The 18,608-nt window shown below is 32.2% G+C and carries 17 protein-coding genes and 1 other RNA gene; 8 read left to right on the forward strand and 10 right to left on the reverse strand.

The annotated features are described in order from the left end of the window. The first annotated feature begins 238 nt into the window (after positions 1-238). The 3 genes from BC961_RS08525 to BC961_RS08535 all read left to right on the forward strand — a co-directional run bounded on the left by BC961_RS08525 (position 239) and on the right by BC961_RS08535 (position 3,626). The gene (locus BC961_RS08525) at positions 239-1,291 is read left to right on the forward strand and encodes a sensor histidine kinase (protein ID WP_121925426.1); all 1,053 of its coding nucleotides are present in this window, start codon (positions 239-241) and stop codon (positions 1,289-1,291) included. Continuing rightward, positions 1,281-1,982: a LytR/AlgR family response regulator transcription factor gene (locus BC961_RS08530; RefSeq protein WP_121925427.1), complete on the forward strand. Its 702-nt coding sequence runs from the start codon at positions 1,281-1,283 to the stop codon at positions 1,980-1,982. Before BC961_RS08525 ends, BC961_RS08530 begins: the two co-directional genes overlap by 11 nt. Positions 1,983-2,156: 174 nt before the next feature. Then, positions 2,157-3,626, forward strand: a complete 1,470-nt coding sequence (locus BC961_RS08535; RefSeq protein ID WP_121925428.1) for an MFS transporter — start codon at positions 2,157-2,159, stop codon at positions 3,624-3,626. A gap of 101 nt (positions 3,627-3,727) precedes the next feature. Here the strand turns inward: BC961_RS08535 and fsa are convergent, their stop codons facing one another. The 4 genes from fsa to ffs all read right to left on the reverse strand — a co-directional run bounded on the left by fsa (position 3,728) and on the right by ffs (position 5,749). Next, positions 3,728-4,384 (reverse strand): fructose-6-phosphate aldolase, encoded by a 657-nt coding sequence (gene fsa, locus BC961_RS08540; RefSeq protein ID WP_073353076.1) that lies wholly within the window; start codon positions 4,382-4,384, stop codon positions 3,728-3,730. A gap of 153 nt (positions 4,385-4,537) precedes the next feature. Continuing rightward, positions 4,538-4,738 carry a hypothetical protein gene (locus BC961_RS08545; RefSeq protein ID WP_121925429.1) on the reverse strand — a complete coding sequence of 67 codons (201 nt, stop codon included), beginning with the start codon at positions 4,736-4,738 and terminating at the stop codon, positions 4,538-4,540. A gap of 2 nt (positions 4,739-4,740) precedes the next feature. Beyond that, positions 4,741-5,544, reverse strand: a complete 804-nt coding sequence (locus BC961_RS08550; RefSeq protein ID WP_121925430.1) for an SDR family oxidoreductase — start codon at positions 5,542-5,544, stop codon at positions 4,741-4,743. Positions 5,545-5,651: 107 nt separating this feature from the next. Continuing rightward, positions 5,652-5,749, reverse strand: an RNA gene (gene ffs, locus BC961_RS08555) — signal recognition particle sRNA small type. An 89-nt stretch (positions 5,750-5,838) separates the two neighbouring features. Between ffs and BC961_RS08560 the strand changes: the two genes are divergently transcribed. Both BC961_RS08560 and hutI read left to right on the forward strand, forming a co-directional pair. Then, positions 5,839-6,912: a glutaminyl-peptide cyclotransferase gene (locus BC961_RS08560; RefSeq protein WP_121925694.1), complete on the forward strand. Its 1,074-nt coding sequence runs from the start codon at positions 5,839-5,841 to the stop codon at positions 6,910-6,912. A gap of 258 nt (positions 6,913-7,170) precedes the next feature. Continuing rightward, positions 7,171-8,409, forward strand: coding sequence for an imidazolonepropionase (gene hutI / locus BC961_RS08565; protein WP_121925431.1), 1,239 nt, complete (start codon positions 7,171-7,173; stop codon positions 8,407-8,409). 50 nt (positions 8,410-8,459) lie between these two features. Here hutI and BC961_RS08570 read toward each other — a convergent pair whose 3' ends face one another. Beyond that, positions 8,460-9,344, reverse strand: a complete 885-nt coding sequence (locus tag BC961_RS08570; RefSeq protein WP_121925695.1) for a hypothetical protein — start codon at positions 9,342-9,344, stop codon at positions 8,460-8,462. A gap of 91 nt (positions 9,345-9,435) precedes the next feature. Here BC961_RS08570 and BC961_RS08575 point away from each other — a divergent pair, with 91 nt between their 5' ends. Together BC961_RS08575 and BC961_RS08580 are read left to right on the forward strand one after the other, a co-directional pair. Continuing rightward, positions 9,436-10,470, forward strand: coding sequence for a formimidoylglutamase (locus BC961_RS08575; protein ID WP_121925432.1), 1,035 nt, complete (start codon positions 9,436-9,438; stop codon positions 10,468-10,470). Between the two features lie 135 nt (positions 10,471-10,605). Beyond that, positions 10,606-11,859, forward strand: a complete 1,254-nt coding sequence (locus BC961_RS08580; protein ID WP_121925433.1) for a DEAD/DEAH box helicase — start codon at positions 10,606-10,608, stop codon at positions 11,857-11,859. A gap of 309 nt (positions 11,860-12,168) precedes the next feature. On the opposite strand, the gene BC961_RS08585 is transcribed toward BC961_RS08580, so the two are convergent. The 3 genes from BC961_RS08585 to aroC form a co-directional block, all read right to left on the reverse strand. Further along, positions 12,169-13,452, reverse strand: coding sequence for a dicarboxylate/amino acid:cation symporter (locus BC961_RS08585; RefSeq protein ID WP_121925434.1), 1,284 nt, complete (start codon positions 13,450-13,452; stop codon positions 12,169-12,171). A 150-nt stretch (positions 13,453-13,602) separates the two neighbouring features. Beyond that, a complete protein-coding gene (locus BC961_RS08590) occupies positions 13,603-14,892 on the reverse strand; it encodes a dicarboxylate/amino acid:cation symporter (RefSeq protein WP_121925435.1) in 1,290 nt (429 codons plus the stop codon). After that, positions 14,889-15,950 carry a chorismate synthase gene (gene aroC / locus BC961_RS08595; protein WP_121925436.1) on the reverse strand — a complete coding sequence of 354 codons (1,062 nt, stop codon included), beginning with the start codon at positions 15,948-15,950 and terminating at the stop codon, positions 14,889-14,891. Before aroC ends, BC961_RS08590 begins: the two co-directional genes overlap by 4 nt. Before the next feature lie 380 nt (positions 15,951-16,330). Between aroC and BC961_RS08600 the strand changes: the two genes are divergently transcribed. After that, positions 16,331-16,843 carry a hypothetical protein gene (locus tag BC961_RS08600; RefSeq protein WP_121925437.1) on the forward strand — a complete coding sequence of 171 codons (513 nt, stop codon included), beginning with the start codon at positions 16,331-16,333 and terminating at the stop codon, positions 16,841-16,843. 57 nt (positions 16,844-16,900) lie between these two features. Here the strand turns inward: BC961_RS08600 and BC961_RS08605 are convergent, their stop codons facing one another. Beyond that, the gene (locus tag BC961_RS08605) at positions 16,901-17,329 is read right to left on the reverse strand and encodes a protease complex subunit PrcB family protein (protein WP_121925438.1); all 429 of its coding nucleotides are present in this window, start codon (positions 17,327-17,329) and stop codon (positions 16,901-16,903) included. Between the two features lie 76 nt (positions 17,330-17,405). Then, positions 17,406-18,539 (reverse strand): N-acetyl-alpha-D-glucosaminyl L-malate synthase BshA, encoded by a 1,134-nt coding sequence (bshA, locus tag BC961_RS08610; RefSeq protein WP_121925439.1) that lies wholly within the window; start codon positions 18,537-18,539, stop codon positions 17,406-17,408. Positions 18,540-18,608: the final 69 nt, after the last annotated feature.

Genomic DNA, 18,608 nt, shown 5'->3' on the forward strand with positions numbered 1-18,608 from the left:
ATTTTCACAAACAAAGCGTAAATATTACATATTATAAAATAAATTTTCGAATAATTTATACCAACGACACTATTTCACCAACGAACTACAATCTAAAATAATTTATATGTAACTTAAATTATATTTTGCACTTTTTGTGCCTGAAAATTCGATTTTTGGCTTCAAATTGATTAAAGTTGCAAAAGAATTTTACGATATAGTATTATTAGACTTCATATAATCCCTAACCTTTTCTCATTTGGCACGTTTAAAAAAAATAGAATTTAGTACCGAGTATCGAAATCATTTTGGCTTTTGGGGAATCTTTTTTTTAATCAATTGGTTAAGATGGGGATCTTACTTTGATGACTATCCCTATTCTTTCAAATCTAACCTGATTGAGTTTTCTTTACACATTCCTTTTGTGTACTTCAATTTGCTAGTTCTTATACCTAAATATATTGTAAAATTTGAATACTATAAATATGCTTTAGCGCTCTTAGGAAGTTTAATCATAATCTACGTTGCAAGGACAGGTTTGACGTATTATATGGTTTCAGAAAATATATGGCCAGAAGCAGATAAATTATATCGCCCTTTTGACATCAATCACATCGTTGCCGTGACAATTGGAGAAATTTATGTCTTGTCAATTGCCTCATCAGTTTTTTCAACAATGTATTGGTTAAAAGAAAGAGATAGAAACGCAATAATGAAACAAAATCAGTCTAAGATGAAGCTGAAATATCTTAAGACTCAAATTCAGCCACATTTCTTTTTTAACACTCTTAATAATTTATACGCACTTTCGTTAGAATCATCAAAAAAAGTACCCGATGTAATCTTAAAACTTTCTAGACTAATGGAATATGTATTATATGACATTAAAGGAACGCAAATGGTCGACCTAACAAAAGAAATCGATTATATCCAAAATTACATTGAAATTGAAAAACTGCGTTTTGAACAGGTGGAGGTAGCAGTTAATATAGAATCAAATATTGATGATATAAAAATTCCTCCTTTATTAATAATTACCTTAATCGAAAATGCATTTAAACACGGAGGTCCTTGCAATAGTAATCTTCGAATAAAAATCAATTGCAAAGTCATTAAAAACGAAACACTACAATTTGAAATATTAAATAATTTTGTAATTTCACAAAATACGAGTAATAAAAAGGGCATTGGTTTATCCAATACCAAAAAGAGACTAAAGCTGATATTTCAAAATAATTTTACTTTGGAAAAAATTGTAAAATTCAACTATTATATTATCCGACTACAAATACCAATTCAACATGAAGATTAAATGTGTTTTGATAGATGATGAACCATTAGCAACAAAAATCCTGCAAAATTATTTCGCTAATTTTCCAGATTTTGATATTATTGGGACATTCCACAATTCTGTAGAAGCATTAGATTTTATTAATAACAATGCAATAGATATTGTTTTTTTAGATATTCATATGCCTCTAATGACAGGTTTCGAATTAATAAGGCTTATTGAAAATAAAACTAAAATTGTAATTACAACAGCATTTAGAGAATTTGCTGCTGAAAGCTATGAACTAGACGTTTTAGATTACTTAGTAAAGCCTATTCCTCTTCCTCGTTTTATAAAATGTATACATAAAATTGAAGCTGATTTTAATGTAAAGAATAATGTAAAAGCTGATTCCCTTAAAATTGATCCACACATTTTTATAAAAGTGGACAAGAAAATGGTGAAAATCATTATTGATGAAATTCTTTTTATCGAAGGAATGAAAGAATATATAAAAGTTGTTACAGCTGACAAAACATATATTACTCACAAATCATTGACTGCATTATCTGAAGAATTACCCGCAGAAAAATTCACTCGAATTCATAAATCGTATATTATCGCAATTAATAAAGTAAAGTCTATTGAGGGGAATAGAATACAAGTACATTCCTACACTTTACCAATAGGAAGGAATTACAGCAAGGACGTAAAGATTAGAATTCTGGACTAAATCCAAGAATTCAAACCTAAATCAAGCCTTAAAATTATCAAATTATGTTGTTCATAAGGAGAATACTGCTGATGGTATAATTTATATGTATTTTATTATAAATTGCTTTCTTTTGACTTTCATAAAAAATATATTTGTAATCTTTCTTAAAAAAAATTAACCAAATTAACCATTATGAATTCAGAAAATTTACAAACCAAATGGGGGCAATTTATTTCATTAGTAATAGTCTTCTTTTTTTGGGGATTTGTTGGATCAGCCAACGATATTTTAATTCCAGTATTTAAAAAAGTTTTTACATTATCGCAAGTTCAGTCACAATTAGTAGCATGGGCATTTTATGCTGCCTATTTTGTAGGATCCTTAATATTTTTTCTAGTTTCACTAAAATCAGATGTTTTACAAAAATTTGGTTATAAAAAAACGCTTTCAACAGGTTTAATAATTTCGGCAATAGGTTCCTTCTTATTTGTACCAGCCGCGACAATGGAGAGTTTTCCTTTCTTTTTAACAGCATTATTCACTGTAGGTTTAGGTTTTTCGATACAGCAAATTGTAGCAAACCCTTTAGCAATAAAAATGGGTAGCCCAGCAACTGGAGCGCACCGTTTAACTCTAGCTGGAGGCGTAAATTCGTTTGGTACGACTTTAGGCGCCATACTTCTAGGAATTGCTCTTTTTGGAATGGGAGACAATAAAAAAACTACTCTTTCCTTAGAAGATATTAAGTTGCCATTTATAATTCTTGGCCTTACTTTCATTTTAGTGGCTATCTTTATGTACTTTTCAAAAATTGAAGATCCAGCAAAACAAGAAGAAGCAAAAATTGACACAGGTGCTGCAAACTTTAGTGTTTTTGACTATCCACAGTTGTACTTAGGAATGTTAGGAATCTTTATATATGTTGGTACTGAGGTAACTATTATTAGTAATCTACCCGCATTACTTCACACAAAAGACTTTGGAGGGATATTAGAAGATGCAATCTCTCCCTTTATCGCACTATATTGGGGAAGTTTAATGATAGGTCGCTGGAATGGCGGAGTAAACGTTTTCAATACATCAAACTTAGTAAATACTGCGCTTAAATTTATAGTTCCCGCTTTAGCATTTGGGGTTATTATTGGAGCAAATGTATTTGCAGCTCATGATGTTTCTGGATTTTACATTTATCCTTTTTGGATATTACTTTTTATAGGAGTTAGTTTTCTAGGTGGTAAAAATGCCGGTAAAACTTTAATGCTTTTTGCTATTTCTGGAATAGTGATGATGGCAGCGGGTTTAATCACTTCAGACACTGAGTTAGCTAAATTCTTCTTTATTTCTGGTGGTTTATTCCTTTCCATCATGTGGCCATCAATATTTGATTTAGCGATTGCAGGATTAGGCAAAAACACCGGAAAGGCTTCCTCTTTCTTGATAATGATGATTCTGGGTGGTGGTGTAATTCCGCTAGTGCAAGGAGCTATCTGTGATTTAGATTTAACAAATCCAGCGGGAATATTTGGAATATCATATACGCACTTCTCTTATATTGTTCCATTACTTGGATTTGCGTACTTAGCATTTTATGGTTTCTATTGTCCAAAGATCTTGAAAAAACAGGGTGTCTATCATTTAGAAGGTGAAAGCGCAGGACACTAAAATTAATAGTACAGTTAAAAAAAACAGTTCAATAAAAAATCCCATTTGCCTAGGCAAATGGGATTTTTTTATAGTAAGAAATTCTTATTAAGATAAAATTCTTATTTATTTCCTTTTTCGAAATCAGCAACAAATTGAGCTAATCCTATGTCAGTAAGTGGATGTTTCAACAATCCGTAAATTGCAGAAAGTGGCCCAGTCATAACATCAGCGCCAATTTTAGCACAATTCACAATGTGCATTGTATGACGAACAGAAGCAGCAAGAATTTGAGTTTCATAACCGTAGTTGTCATAAATTAATCTGATTTCCTCGATCAATGCTAAACCATCTGTTGAGACATCGTCTAAACGACCAATGAATGGAGAAACATAAGTTGCACCCGCTTTAGCAGCTAATAAAGCTTGTCCAGCAGAAAACACTAACGTTACATTTGTTTTAATTCCTTTATCTGAAAAGTATTTAGCAGCCATAACACCTTCTTTTGTCATTGGCAATTTTACAACGATTTGCTCGTGTAAATCAGCTAACTCTTCACCTTCTTTGATCATACCGTCATAATCCAAAGCATTTACTTCGGCACTTACGTCACCATCAACAAGATTACAAATATCAACGTAATGTTTTAAGATGCTGTTTTTACCTGTAATTCCTTCTTTTGCCATTAAAGATGGATTTGTAGTAACGCCATCTAAAACGCCTAATGCCTGTGCTTCTTTAATCTGCGCTAAATTAGCCGTGTCAATAAAAAATTTCATAATATTTGTATTTAATTGTGTGTTTTTAATTTTCATCTTCGCTTGCTTATCTTTGCAAAGTGAGTTTTCCGTTGTAATCTTATCCTTAAAAATAAAAAGATTTTCGACTCAATCCATTACGCTAAAAATTTGCTGCAAAATTACAACTTAAATTTACTTAACTAAATTGTTTTTATTCAATTCTTTAAGTTCTTCTCTAATTTCTTCGAGAACATTTAGCATATCATCTTTATAAAGATCATTATTCTTGATAATTTTATTTATCCATCTAATAATTCTAAAAATCACAAAAACGAAGAGAACTAGCCATAATAACATAGCTATTTGAGGTAAAAAAGTCTGTAAATTTTCCATATTTATAATTTATAATGATTCATAAGCATTTTCTCGTAAGTTTTATCAGGCAGAATTCTTTTTAGAAAGATAGAGAACTTTTGCATAAAAGCGCCCACCTTATAATGAATATTAGGAGTAGGATTTTGAATAATTTTATAAACAGCTTCAGCCATTTCATTTGGATTACTACCAGTATTAACATGCTCATCCATCGTCTTTAATGTGTTTCCGTATGTTTTTTCATAATCAGAACCTGGAATAACTGGAGCATGAAAGCGACCAGAAGCGATATTAGTAGCAAAATCACCGGGAGCAACATTTGTAATGTGTATTCCAAATGGCCTTACTTCCATTCGAAGCGCTTCGGTTATTAGTTCTAAAGCTCCTTTTGAAGCTGAATAAACACTGCGATATGGTAATCCCATGTATCCTGCGATAGAAGTAATATTGATTATCAGACCAGAAGTCTGCTTTCGCATTTGTGGTAACACTGCCTTCATAACTTCAATTGGACCGAAGAAATTAGTTTCAAAATTGTTTTTGATTTCTTCCATTGGAATTTCTTCCAAAGGGCCAGTAATGCCTACACCAGCGTTATTAATAACAATGTCTAATTTTCCAGAAATGGCTATTATTTTGGCAACAGCCAAATGTATTGAAGTTGGATTCCGAACATCTAACGCTACTAATGGAAAAACTGAATTTAAAATTCGCTCAGGATTCCGACTCGTACCGTATACAATGAAACCTTTATGATGTAAAAATTCACCAATTGATTTTCCTATTCCTGATGAACCTCCTGTAATAAGAACTACTTTATTCATTTTACTATTATTTGCGATACGAAAGGTCCAAAAATAAAAAAATCCTCCGTAAGGAAGACTAATAATGACTTTATTTCAAAAAAAATATTCTTAAATAGAAGATAAAAAAATGGCAAGCGACCTACATCGCACCGCTCAACCACGTACCCTTGCTATGTTCCCATCCTGGGGGAGTCTGCAGGAGCTGGTCGTGTAGGACTTGCCGGTGCAAATATACAACACTTTTTATATTTTTGCAATACCTTTGTGCCGATAAAAATATCGTTGTATATTGTTCTAACAAAAATTCAGACTATGAAAAATCATAACTTCCTATTTGTCATTTTATTAGGAATTACTTTAAGCAATTGTGGAGAACCAAAAAAAGGAGAAAATTCTATATTTACCATCGATAGTAGCGCTTTTAAAGAACAATATCAGCCTCAAGAGTCAGTAGATTTAACTATTTTGAATCCAAACAATAAGGTTATAGACAGCATTATCTATTATGTAAATGATAAGAAAATAGCTAGTAAAAAAGGACTTGAGAAATTAAAATTTGAATTGAAAGATCAAAAATTAGGATACCAAAACTTGAAAGCGCTAGTTTATTTTGAAGGAGAAAACACCGAAGCAACTGCAAGAGTTGAACTAGTATCAAACATTCAACCTAAACTCTTAAAATATAAGATTGTAAACACTTATCCACATGATTATGAGGCATACACACAAGGTTTAGAATTTCATCGCGATACATTATATGAAGGAACTGGAAATGGTAGCGGCCCAACTGGAAAAAGAGGCGTTTCAAGTCTAAGAAAAGTTGATTATAAAACGGGAAAAGTCTTTAAAAAAGTAGAATTAGCAGATCAATTTTTTGGAGAAGGAGTAACGATATTGAACAATAAAGTGTATCAGTTAACTTGGAAAAATAATGAAGGATATATTTACAATGCTGATACTTTCAAAAAAGAAAAAACATTTCCTTACTTTAAAAACATTGAAGGTTGGGGTTTAGCTAACGATGGAACTCATTTGTATTTATCTGATGGGACAGAAAAAATATGGAAACTAGATCCTACAACCTTAAAAGAAGTTGATTACATCAACGTTTATTCGTATGAAACTAAAATAAAAGCAGTCAATGAATTAGAGTGGATTGAGGGTAAATTATATGGTAATATTTATCAAAAAGATGCAATCGCTATTATTAATCCAAAAAATGGAGCTGTAGAGGCTATTATTAATCTTGTTGATTTAAAAAGCAAAGTAACTCAATTGCCAGACACCGATGTTTTAAATGGAATTGCGTACAATCCTAAAACAAAAACAATTTTTGTTACTGGAAAAAACTGGGATAAAATGTTTGAAATTTCAGTTTCAGAGTAACATAAAAACTGGCTAAATAGGTACAATTTTTTGCTACAAAATATAAGTTTAATTATAATTTTGCCACAAAGACACGAAGACACTAAGTATTTTTTAAGTATTTTATTATATACTTTAGTCGTATTACAATAAAGCACTAATCTAATTTTTTTCTAAGATTTGTGCTTCTGTACCTATGTACTTTTCTATCTCTGTCCCTTTGTAACTTTGTGCCTAAAAAAAAGTTAGCTGTAAAATCCCAAAAACAAAAACACAACAATGACAACTTTAATCATAAACATTAAGGAATTACTTCAAGTTCGGGAAACAAGTGTTGCAAAAGTTTCTGGAGCGGAGATGACAACTCTTCCAACGATTAAAAACGCATTTCTTCTACTTAAGAATAACTTAATAGCTGATTTTGGATCTATGGATCAAATACCACAAGTCAAAACAGATAAGGTAATCGATGCATCAGGAAAAATCGTTCTACCATCATGGTGCGACAGCCACACACACATTGTATATGCTGGAAACCGCGAGCAAGAATTCGTAGACAGAATTAACGGTCTAACATATGAAGAAATAGCAAATCGAGGTGGCGGCATACTAAATTCTGCTAAAAAACTAAACGAAACTTCTGAAGACGACATTTATCAGCAGTCTAGCGCTAGATTGGAAGAAGTAATGCATTTAGGAACTGGAGCTGTCGAAATCAAATCTGGTTACGGTCTAACAGTTGAAGGTGAATTAAAAATGCTTCGTGTTATTCAAAAATTAGCTCAAAATTATCCTATCACTATCAAAGCTACCTTTCTAGGTGCACACGCTATTCCACGCGAATTTAAAGAAAACCGAAGAGGATATATAGATTGCATTCTTAATGAAATGTTACCTCAAATATCTAAAAATAAATTAGCCGATTATATCGATGTATTTTGTGAAACAGGGTATTTTACAGTTGCCGAAACAGAAGAAATTATGGAAGCTGGTATTCACTTAGGCTTAAAGCCAAAAATTCACGTGAACCAATTTAATTCAATTGGCGGAATTCAGGCGGGTGTCAAATACGATGCGCTTTCTGTCGATCATTTAGAAGTGATGACAACAGAGGATATTATTGCTTTAAAGAACACTAAAACAATGCCAGTCGCATTACCTTCTTGCTCCTACTTTTTAAGTATTCCCTACACTCCAGCAAGAGAAATGATCGCTGCAGGACTTCCTATTGCTCTCGCCACGGATTATAATCCTGGTTCTACTCCATCAGGAAACATGAATTTTGTAGTTGCCACAGCTTGTATTAAAATGAAGATGACTCCTGAAGAAGCGATTAACGCAGCCACGATCAACGGCGCTTATGCAATGGGAATTTCAGAAACTCATGGAAGTATAACTATTGGCAAAAAAGCTAATCTTATTATCACTAAACCTATCCCCTCCTACTATCAATTACCCTACGCTTTTGGTAGTAATTTAATTGATACAATTATTATCGAAGGTCAGATATTGGCATAAAAAAGAGGAACATTACGTTCCTCTTTTTTTTATTTATTTTATTTCGAATACTATCTTAAATTAAAGCTTGTTTTAGAAACTAACTGATCTTTATCAAAAATATTGATGAAGTAGGTTCCTTTAGCAAAATCCTTACCTTTTAAATCTTGTGAAACTTGAACTGTTTTGTTTTCATAATTTACATTAGTTAAAAAACTATACGTTAAAATATTATCACCAAAATTTTCTGTCTTCTTGTCTCCTAAAACATTGTTTTTACTATCAATCACTTGAACGTAATAAGTTTTAGCTCCAGATTTTGCAATTGCATTTTCTGCAATAGTAAAATTAACTCTAAGTACATCAGCTCTACTTGCTTTGTCAGTTGCGATTTGTTTACCTGAACTTCTCAATTTGAATGCGGAACCGCTTGTATTTAAAACTGTAAGTTTCGATCCTATTTCAACTGCTTTTGATAATTCTTCGTTTTGACCTGTAAGAGCTTCAACATTTCTTTTAGTTTCGCCTAATACTACAACTGTACTATCACGTTGCGTTGTAAGCGTTGTATTAGCCTTTTTTAATGTTTCATTCTCAGCCATTAAGACTTTCATATTTGATTGCAAAGAATTGTATTGTGATCTGTATTTAGATAGAGAAGCTACATCACCTTTAGATTTACTTAAATCAGACATTAAATTAACTACTTTATCTCTTTCTTGAATTAACTCGTCAGACATAGATGTATTTTCTGAAATAGCAGCATCGTAAGTCAATTTAAGCTCTTCAAGATCTTTCATCACCAATTCTTTTTCGGTCAATGTAGTTTTCAATTCTGTTTTAACTGTATCTGCATCAGAGGTCATTTTAAAAATATAAACTAAACTACCTACTAATAAAATAGCCAATACCGCTATTATCGCTTTAAGACTTGAACTGCTTTTTTGATTTTCCATATGAGTTTTTTTTTCAAATTTAATAATATATAATAGTCTAATAACGAAACTTAACACAATTATAGTATTTTTGGATAAAAATATTTTTTTAATGGAAAAAATTATCCCTTTTACAATCAAAGATCTCGCAAAAATAACAAATCATCGAAGTGGTGAAATTAAATTTGGAGAGAAAATGATAACTATTCCAAAAGATGCTGATGCACTGGATTTTATTGCGTCATGTGAAGCAAAATATGTTCTTTTTGGCATCCCAGAAGATATCGGAGTAAGGGCCAATTACGGTCGTCCTGGAGCAGCTTCTGCTTGGGAAAGCGCCATAAAAAATATTGCTAATATCCAACATAATCGATTTTGCAAAGGCAGCCAAATTGTTGTTCTAGGACAATTAGATGTGCGTGAATCAATGAAAAATGTCGAAGTTTTAGATTTTAATGATATTGACGATCGCTCTAAGTTGAGCCAGTTAGTCGATAAAATTGATAAAGACGTTTCGCACATTATATTTAATTTAGTTAAACTTGGAAAAACCCCAATTATTATTGGTGGCGGACATAATAACTCCTACGGTAATATAAAAGGTACGGCTCTTGCCAAAGGTAAACCTGTAAACGCAATTAATTTTGATGCGCATTCTGATTTTAGAATTCTTGAAGGACGTCATAGTGGAAACGGTTTTTCATATGCATTTGAAGAAGGATTTTTAAAAAAGTATTTCATTTTTGGTTTACACGAAAACTATATTTCAAAAAGCGTATTAGATATTATAAAAAAAATAGAAGATCGAGTTCGTTTTAATACGTATGACAGTGTCAGTATTAGAAAAGAAAAAGATTTCAATAATGAGATGGATCACGCTTTAGAATTTATCAACGATGACTTTTTTGGACTTGAGGTCGACTTGGATGCAATTCCCAATATTGCGAGTAGTGCCATGACATTGAGTGGTTATTCTGTGGAGCAGTTACGCCAATTTATTTCTTATTTTGGCAAAAGCAAAAATGTTTCTTATCTACATATTTGTGAAGGCGCACCAGATCTTGGCGAAGAAAAAAACAATCATTTGATCGGTAAGCTTATTGGTCATCTTGTAACTGATTTCATAAAAGCTAATTCAATATTATAATATTTCAAGTATTTTTTCAATTTAATCACGCTACAATTGCGATAGTGAACAACATATAAATAAGCATCACAAATAATAATACTATCTTTGCCGACGTATCTATGTACTAATTACAAGATATTTAATACCTATTATATGTTATTCGAAGATTTATCGCTCTCAAAAAGTATACAAAAAGCCGTATTTGAACAAGGCTATATAGAAGCAACCCCAATACAAGAACAGTCCATTCCTATCGTTTTATCAGGTCGTGATATGATTGGTTGTGCGCAAACCGGTACCGGAAAAACGGCCGCTTTTGCAATTCCTATTATTCATCAATTACACAGAATAGTTGGTTCATCAAAAAAAGCAAGTCCAATCCGCGCTTTAGTTATTACACCAACACGAGAATTAGCAGTTCAAATTGGTCAAAATTTTGATCAATATTCAAAATATACAAACTTAGTACAACTAACTATATTTGGTGGAGTTTCTCAAGTTCCTCAGGTAGAAATGCTAAAAAAAGGAATAGATATCCTGATCGCTACTCCTGGACGTTTACTTGATTTAGTAAAACAAGGTTTTATTGATTTAGATCATTTACATACTTTGGTTCTTGATGAAGCAGATCAAATGCTTGATATGGGATTTGTAAATGATGTCAAAAAAATCGTAAAACTTACTCCTAACAATAGACAAACACTTTTGTTTTCAGCGACAATGCCAAGTGCAATTAGAGAGCTAGCTGAAATGTTTCTTAAAGATCCTGCAACTGTTAGTGTATCGCCAGTTTCTTCAACTGCAGAAAGCGTTGAACAACGTGTATACTTTGTTGAAAAAGGAGAGAAAAGAAATTTGTTATATCATCTAATAAAAAACGAAAACTTATCTAATGTTTTAGTTTTTTCAAGAACAAAACATGGCGCTGACAATGTTGTTAAAGCGCTACGCAAACATGATATTGAAGCAGAAGCTATTCATGGTGATAAATCTCAGAATGCTAGACAACGTGTTTTAGATGGTTTCAAAAATAAAGAAGTAAAGGTGTTAGTAGCTACTGATATTGCTGCGAGAGGAATTGATATTGATCAATTACCATTTGTAATCAATTTTGATCTTCCTAACATTCCAGAAACTTATGTTCATAGAATAGGTAGAACTGGTCGTGCAGGAAATGAAGGTGTTGCAATATCTTTTTGTGGAAAAGACGAGCATCAATACTGGAAAGACATTCAGAGATTAATTAAAGTAGATGTAAAAATAGTGAGTGATCATCCCTATGGATGGCATTCTGGAAGCCCAGAAACAGCTCCTGGTCTGAAACAACCTAATTCTAACCGAAGCGCTGGAGCACACAAATCTAGAAAGTCAGAGGTTTCGAAACAAAATAAAAAACGTTGGTACTAATCTAACTTTGAGCATTCTATAGCTTTTTCAAAATTAAATGCTAGTTAGAAAATTATAAAATCCTTAAATTTTTAAAGTTGTATGACTTTAAAAATTTAAGGATTTTTTTTTAGAGAAAACGAAAAACAACAACTTTACTTCTCAACTTATAGATAATAAAAGTAATTGTACAAAAACCTTCTTATTCATTGAATGAAAAAGTCAAAAAAATTGAGATTATTTAGCTTAAGCTAATATTGAAAATATAAACTATAAAAAAAGCCTGCTCACAATAAACAGGCTTTGATTTATAAACTTCTTTAAGATTTATTATGATTCGATACTAACAGTTTCAGATCCTTTGGTTTCTTCCCACTGCCCTACAACTGATGTCGCTAAAGCATTTCCTAGAACATTTGTTGCACTACGGAACATATCACAAAAATGGTCAATTGGTAAAATTAAAGCAATTCCCTCGATAGGAATATCAAACATCCCACACGTTGCAGCAACTACAACTAAACTAGCTCTTGGTACACCTGCAATACCTTTACTTGTAAGCATTAAAACTAAAAGCATCGTCATTTGGGTTCCAATGTCTAAATCTATACCGTACGCTTGCGCTATAAAAATACTTGCAAAGGTCATATACATCATACTTCCATCAAGATTAAAAGAGTATCCCAGCGGCAACATGAAAGAAACAATTCTATCTTTTACTCCAAAACGCTCTAATTCTTCTGTTAATTTCGGAAATACAGCTTCACTACTTGTAGTTCCAAAAGCAATAATCAATGGACTTACAATTCTTTTTAACAAAACAGTCATTCTGCTTTTTAAGAAAATATAACCAACAAGTATAAGTACTACCCACAGAGAGGAAATTCCAATTAAAAATGATCCGAAAAATTTGAAATAGGTAATTGCTAGTTCTTGGAAATCTCTTACCGCAAAAACTCCTGCAATAGCACCAAATACTCCAATAGGTGCAAACTTCATTACATAGTTTACCATCTTTAAAACGATGTGCGACATCTTTTCTAAAGCGTTCGTTACTGGTTTTACGTAGTCTCCTAACGACGCGGCAGCCAAACCAAAGAAAATGGAGAAAATTACAATTTGTAAAATCTCATTAGTTGCTAATGCTTCAAAAATACTCTTAGGAACGATGTGCTCGATGAAGTTTTCAAAAGATATATTTTGAGTTTTAGCCGTTACTTCTGAAGCAGATGATAAATCAATACTTGGTAGATTTAATCCTACTCCTGGCTCAAGTATATTTACAAAAAACATTCCTAATAATAATGAAACAAATGAAGCGGTAAAGAACCAACCCATAGCTTTTCCACCAATTCTTCCTACTGCTTTGATGTCTCCTAGTTTGGCAATTCCCACAACTAAAGTCGTGAAAACTAAAGGAGAAATAATCATCTGAACTAAGCGTATGAAAATAGTGGCTAAAATATTTATTTTCTTACTAAATGCCGCAGCATCTTCTGGAGAAATATAATTATGTATAATGATGCCTAAAATCGCACCTAAAACCATCGCTATTAATATTTGTCCAGTTAAGCCTGAAAAAAATGATGGTTTTTTATCGGTATTGTTATCCATTTAGTGATATTGTTAATTATTAAATTCGCACCGAAAGTAATATTAATTCCTTAAATATCAAATAACATGAATATAATATTATTGAAAATAAAATGAAGAAGAAAAAAAATAATTAAAGTATACTATCTATCCTTTTAACTAAACAAAAAATTAAAGCTTTCGTTCGTGGATGTCTTCGGGCTTTCTTAATTTTCCAACAGAATTTCCAACTATTGTCGCTACTGCAGAATCACTTGTTATATTAACGACAGTCCTGCACATATCTAGAGGTCGATCAATAGCAAAAATTAAAGCTAAACCCGCTTCTGGTATTCCTGCTTGTCCTAAAACTATTACTAGCATAACCATTCCTGCACTTGGAACTGCCGCTGATCCTATTGAAGCTAAGGTCGCAGTAACAACAATCATTAATTGAGTAGTTAGATCTAGATGAATTCCCATAGCTTGTGCAATAAATACAGCTGCAACTGCCTGATATAAACTCGTACCATCCATATTTACTGTCGCACCAAGAGGTAAAACAAAACTAGTTACTTCCTCATCAACTCCTAAATGTTCTGTTACGCATTCTAATGTTACTGGTAAAGTCGCAGCACTCGAGCTAGTTGAAAATCCTAACAACTGAGCTGGAGCAATCGCAGAGAAAAAGCGTCTTGGACCCACTTTAGCAAAACTATATAACATGGTAGGATAAACAATATAAGTCATTATTAGCAAACCTAATAATACAGTCATACCATAAATTGCTAATGCTCCTAATGTAGTGAAATCTGGAATTTCTACCATCAGCGAAGCCATTAATGCAAATACTCCGATTGGAGCCGCAAGCATTATAATATCAATAATTTTTAAAATAACTTCATTTAATCCTTTGAAAAAATCAACTACAGGTTGCGATTTTTTTTCATCAACTAATATAATTCCAATTCCTAAAAGAATAGTAAACAAAATTACTTTCAACATACTTGCATTATCAGTCAACGCTTGGAAAAAATTCTCTGGAACAACATCTATCAAAGGTTGTAAAGGACCTTGATTTTTAGCGGTTTCAGCCATTTGAATTTTAGCATTAGCATCGCCAGTAAAACTTGATAAAAGAGTATCTCTCGATACTTCATTGATGTAACTTCCAGGTTTAATTACGTTTGCTAAAACTAAACCTATGCACACTGCAAATACGGTAGTAAACAAGTAAAGAGCAACAGTCCTTCCTCCTAATTTTGAAAGCTTAGAAATATCTTTTAAATCAGCAAGTCCAGTTATTAATGAAACCACAATTAGTGGAACGGCAATCATTTTTAAAAGGTTAATAAAAATTGTACCAAAAGGTTTTATCCAATCAGTTACCGCACCCACCATTCCGATATTCTTCATGAATATTCCAAACAGCAGACCGAGAATCATCCCAATCAATATTTTCCAATGTAAAGCTAATTTCATTTCAAAGTTTTATTTATCAAGTGGAAATCAGCCAATACAATAGCAGCCATTGCCTCAACAATAGGTACAGCGCGTGGAACAACACAAGGATCGTGACGACCTTTTCCAGTCATTTCAGTGATGTTGCCTTTGTTGTCTAGCGATTCTTGTTTTTGCATTATTGTTGCAACAGGCTTAAATGCAACACGAAAATAAATATCCATTCCGTTACTTATTCCGCCTTGTATTCCTCCTGAAAGATTAGTTTTTGTAGTTCCGTCAGTGTTATACAAATCATTATGTTCGCTACCTTTCATTTTTGCTCCACAAAAGCCGCTACCGTATTCAAAACCTTTAACAGCATTGATTGATAACATTGCCTTTCCTAGTTCCGCATGAAGTTTATCAAAAACCGGTTCACCTAATCCTACTGGTACATTTTGAATAACGCAAGTTACTGTTCCACCAACGGTATCACCTTGTTTTCTAATATCGCGTATATAATCTTCCATTACAATTGCCATCTCTGGATCTGGACAACGCACTGGATTATCTTCAATTTTCGAAAAATCTAAATCTTGATATGGTTTTTCTAGAAATAATGGACCAACCGAAGAAACGTAAGCATTAATCTTAATTTCAGGTAACATTTGCTTTGCAACTGCGCCAGCAACAACTCTACTTGCTGTTTCTCTAGCAGAACTACGTCCACCTCCACGGTAATCACGTACTCCATATTTTTGCTCGTAAACGTAATCAGCATGACTAGGTCTGAAATTATCTTTTATATGAGAGTAATCGTCTGATTTTTGATTGGTGTTAGGTATAATAAAACCTATTGGTGTTCCTGTAGTTTTTCCTTCAAAAATTCCAGAAAGAAATTGAACAGCATCAGGTTCTTTACGCTGCGTTACAATTGCAGATTGACCCGGTTTTCTGCGTGACATCTCAAATTGAATTGCTTCTAAATCTATTGTTATTCCTGGAGGACAACCATCTATGATTCCGCCTAAAGCTTCACCGTGAGATTCTCCAAAAGTTGTTATTCTAAATAGTGTTCCGTAGCTATTACCTGCCATTATAAATAGTTTTAAACAAAAGTAACCTTTTACTTTAAAGTTCAAAATTTTTGCATTCAAAGTTTTATGAAATAAAGGCTTAATTTGTATGATTCAATTTTTTCTCATGAAATTTATAAATTATTATAAATTTCATTTCTCTTTCGAAGATTACAAAAGTTTTAATGAAATTGTGCAACAATAGTGCAGAATAAATCACAAAATTTTATTGCTAACAAATCATTAAACCCTAATATAGTAATCAAAATAAAATACCTCGGATACGCAGTAGCGCTAAGAAAATTGAAAAAATAAATGTGGTAATTATATAACTTTTTGCGAGAATTACATAAATGATAAGAACTCTAATTAAATACATTTGTACCAATAAAAACAAACTTATGAAAAAAATAATTTTATCCGCTATAATGCTAATGGGTTTAGCGTTTACAGCACAAGCACAAGATATTTCTAAAAACGCTTTAGGATTGCGTTTTGGTAGCAATGGTGGATTTGGAACTGAAATTTCTTATCAAAGAGAGCTTTCTAAAAACAATAGACTAGAATTAGATTTAGGTTGGAGAAACAGAAAAGATTATAATGATGATGATTTTGATGATACTGCAATCAAATTAACTGGTTTATACCAATGGGTTTGGAATATTGATGGTGGTTTCAACTGGTACGCAGGTGTTGGTGGTGGTGTAGGAAGCTACAACAGAGATTATTATGATAAAAGAACTTACAATAATGATGTTTTTGTTTTTGCTGCTGGAGATATCGGTATTGAATACAACTTTGACTTTCCTTTATTGATCTCTTTAGATTTCAGACCTGAATTTGGTGGAAATGGTGGATACTACAAAAATAATTATGGTTCTGATGTAGCTTTAGCGCTTAGATACCAATTCTAATATTATTTAGAATCTTATTAAAAAAATAGGCTGTTCGTTATGAACAGCCTATTTTTTTTACTTTATAATTATTTCCTTTTTTGAATTTATTTTAACCACACAAAATGGATTTGTCAAAGCCTGCGTAACCATACTTCCCGTGGCGGGAACATTTTCTTTTACCGTTACAACAATATTTTTCTCCGTTTCTACCACATTGTCAATTCCTATGCTATATCCACCGGATGCTTTCTCACCCATATTTAATATAATAAAATTAGATTTTTGAATATCAGTTGGACTAATTTTATTTTTTAAGTTCTCATCTTGTTGAAGCATCTTAATTTCTTCTGGCAGAGATAGTATTTCAAAAAATCGAATGCTTGCTCCTCCATACGATTCTTGCGATAAAACTTCGTATAATTTATTTGTTTCGACAGTTTTAATCGAAGCACTACTACAAGATACTAACGAGATTGCAAATAATGATAGAATGACATTTTTCATTTATTTTCTTGTTTACTTAAAGTGCGTTTGAATTTATTTAATAAAATAGCAAAGAACAATTAAGCGTTATTAAAATTTAGATGTATTTATTTATAGCTTTCTGATATAACGATTCGTACAAAGGTAAGATGTTTTTAATGTCAAATTGTTTAGCAACGGACAGCGCATTTTCTTTAAATTTATTCAAAGTGTCATCGTCTTTTAAAATTCGCAATGCATTTTGTGCCATTTCTTCTATGTTTCCAACGTCACTTAAATATCCGGAAATACCTTCAAAATTAACCTCAGACAATCCTCCTGAATTACTAGAAATAACTGGAACACTGCATGCCATCGCTTCAAGAGCTGCTAATCCGAAGCTTTCAGTTTCTGATGGAAGCAAAAACAAATCTGTTAAACATAAAATTTTATCAATTTCATTACTGTTTCCAAAGAAAATAACTTTGTCTTCAATTCCCAATTCTTCACATAATTTTTCTGCCTTTTCTTTTTCAGGTCCGTCTCCTACCATCATCAACTTAGCAGGAATTTCTTTCTGAATGTTATAGAAAATTTTAATAACATCCGGAATTCTTTTTACTTTTCGAAAGTTACTAATATGCGTAATAATCCGTTCGCCTTCTTTCGCCATTACAGAGCGCTGACAAGGTTCGCCTGAATCTTTTGTGTTTTTATTTATTTCGATAAAGTTTGGAATAACCTCAATCTCATTTTTAATATTGAATAATTTAATCGTATCGTCTTTTAAACTTTGGGAAACCGAAGTAACAAAATCAGATTTATTGATGCTAAACGTAACTGCAGGTTTGTAAAATGGATGATTACCTACTAATGTAATATCGGTACCATGCAACGTTGTTACCATAGGAAGATTAATTCCTTCGTCTTTTAGCATTTGTTGAGCCATGTATCCCGCGTAAGCATGAGGAATCGCATAATGCACGTGAAGTATTTCAATTTTATACAACTTCACCATATCAACTAGCTTACTTGATAAAGCTAATTCATAAGGCTGGTAATGAAACAGTGGATATTCAGGAACATTCACTTCGTGATAATGTACATTCGGACTTAAAAGCGCTAACCTCACTGGCTGACTGTACGTTATGAAATGTATTTCATGTCCTCTACGAGCTAACTCTAGACCTAATTCTGTAGCGACAACACCACTTCCTCCGAAGGTTGGATAACAAACTATTGCAATTTTCATGTATGTAATTTAATAAAAACGAATTTAATAAAAATAGAGCCTAATTTTATGGAAATTTAAGTTAAAACT

Source organism: Flavobacterium weaverense, from assembly GCF_003688495.1.
Taxonomy (GTDB): domain Bacteria; phylum Bacteroidota; class Bacteroidia; order Flavobacteriales; family Flavobacteriaceae; genus Flavobacterium; species Flavobacterium weaverense.

Excerpts from the sequence above, each read along its gene's own strand:
- BC961_RS08530 (WP_121925427.1), top strand. The coding sequence starts at position 1,281 with ATGAAGATTAAATGTGTTTTGATAGATGATGAACCATTAGCAACAAAA.
- BC961_RS08535 (WP_121925428.1), top strand. The coding sequence starts at position 2,157 with ATGAATTCAGAAAATTTACAAACCAAATGGGGGCAATTTATTTCATTA.
- fsa (WP_073353076.1), bottom strand. The coding sequence starts at position 4,384 with ATGAAATTTTTTATTGACACGGCTAATTTAGCGCAGATTAAAGAAGCA.
- BC961_RS08545 (WP_121925429.1), bottom strand. The coding sequence starts at position 4,738 with ATGGAAAATTTACAGACTTTTTTACCTCAAATAGCTATGTTATTATGG.
- BC961_RS08550 (WP_121925430.1), bottom strand. The coding sequence starts at position 5,544 with ATGAATAAAGTAGTTCTTATTACAGGAGGTTCATCAGGAATAGGAAAA.
- BC961_RS08560 (WP_121925694.1), top strand. The coding sequence starts at position 5,839 with ATGAAAAATCATAACTTCCTATTTGTCATTTTATTAGGAATTACTTTA.
- hutI (WP_121925431.1), top strand. The coding sequence starts at position 7,171 with ATGACAACTTTAATCATAAACATTAAGGAATTACTTCAAGTTCGGGAA.
- BC961_RS08570 (WP_121925695.1), bottom strand. The coding sequence starts at position 9,344 with ATGGAAAATCAAAAAAGCAGTTCAAGTCTTAAAGCGATAATAGCGGTA.
- BC961_RS08575 (WP_121925432.1), top strand. The coding sequence starts at position 9,436 with ATGGAAAAAATTATCCCTTTTACAATCAAAGATCTCGCAAAAATAACA.
- BC961_RS08580 (WP_121925433.1), top strand. The coding sequence starts at position 10,606 with ATGTTATTCGAAGATTTATCGCTCTCAAAAAGTATACAAAAAGCCGTA.
- BC961_RS08585 (WP_121925434.1), bottom strand. The coding sequence starts at position 13,452 with ATGGATAACAATACCGATAAAAAACCATCATTTTTTTCAGGCTTAACT.
- BC961_RS08590 (WP_121925435.1), bottom strand. The coding sequence starts at position 14,892 with ATGAAATTAGCTTTACATTGGAAAATATTGATTGGGATGATTCTCGGT.
- aroC (WP_121925436.1), bottom strand. The coding sequence starts at position 15,950 with ATGGCAGGTAATAGCTACGGAACACTATTTAGAATAACAACTTTTGGA.
- BC961_RS08600 (WP_121925437.1), top strand. The coding sequence starts at position 16,331 with ATGAAAAAAATAATTTTATCCGCTATAATGCTAATGGGTTTAGCGTTT.
- BC961_RS08605 (WP_121925438.1), bottom strand. The coding sequence starts at position 17,329 with ATGAAAAATGTCATTCTATCATTATTTGCAATCTCGTTAGTATCTTGT.
- bshA (WP_121925439.1), bottom strand. The coding sequence starts at position 18,539 with ATGAAAATTGCAATAGTTTGTTATCCAACCTTCGGAGGAAGTGGTGTT.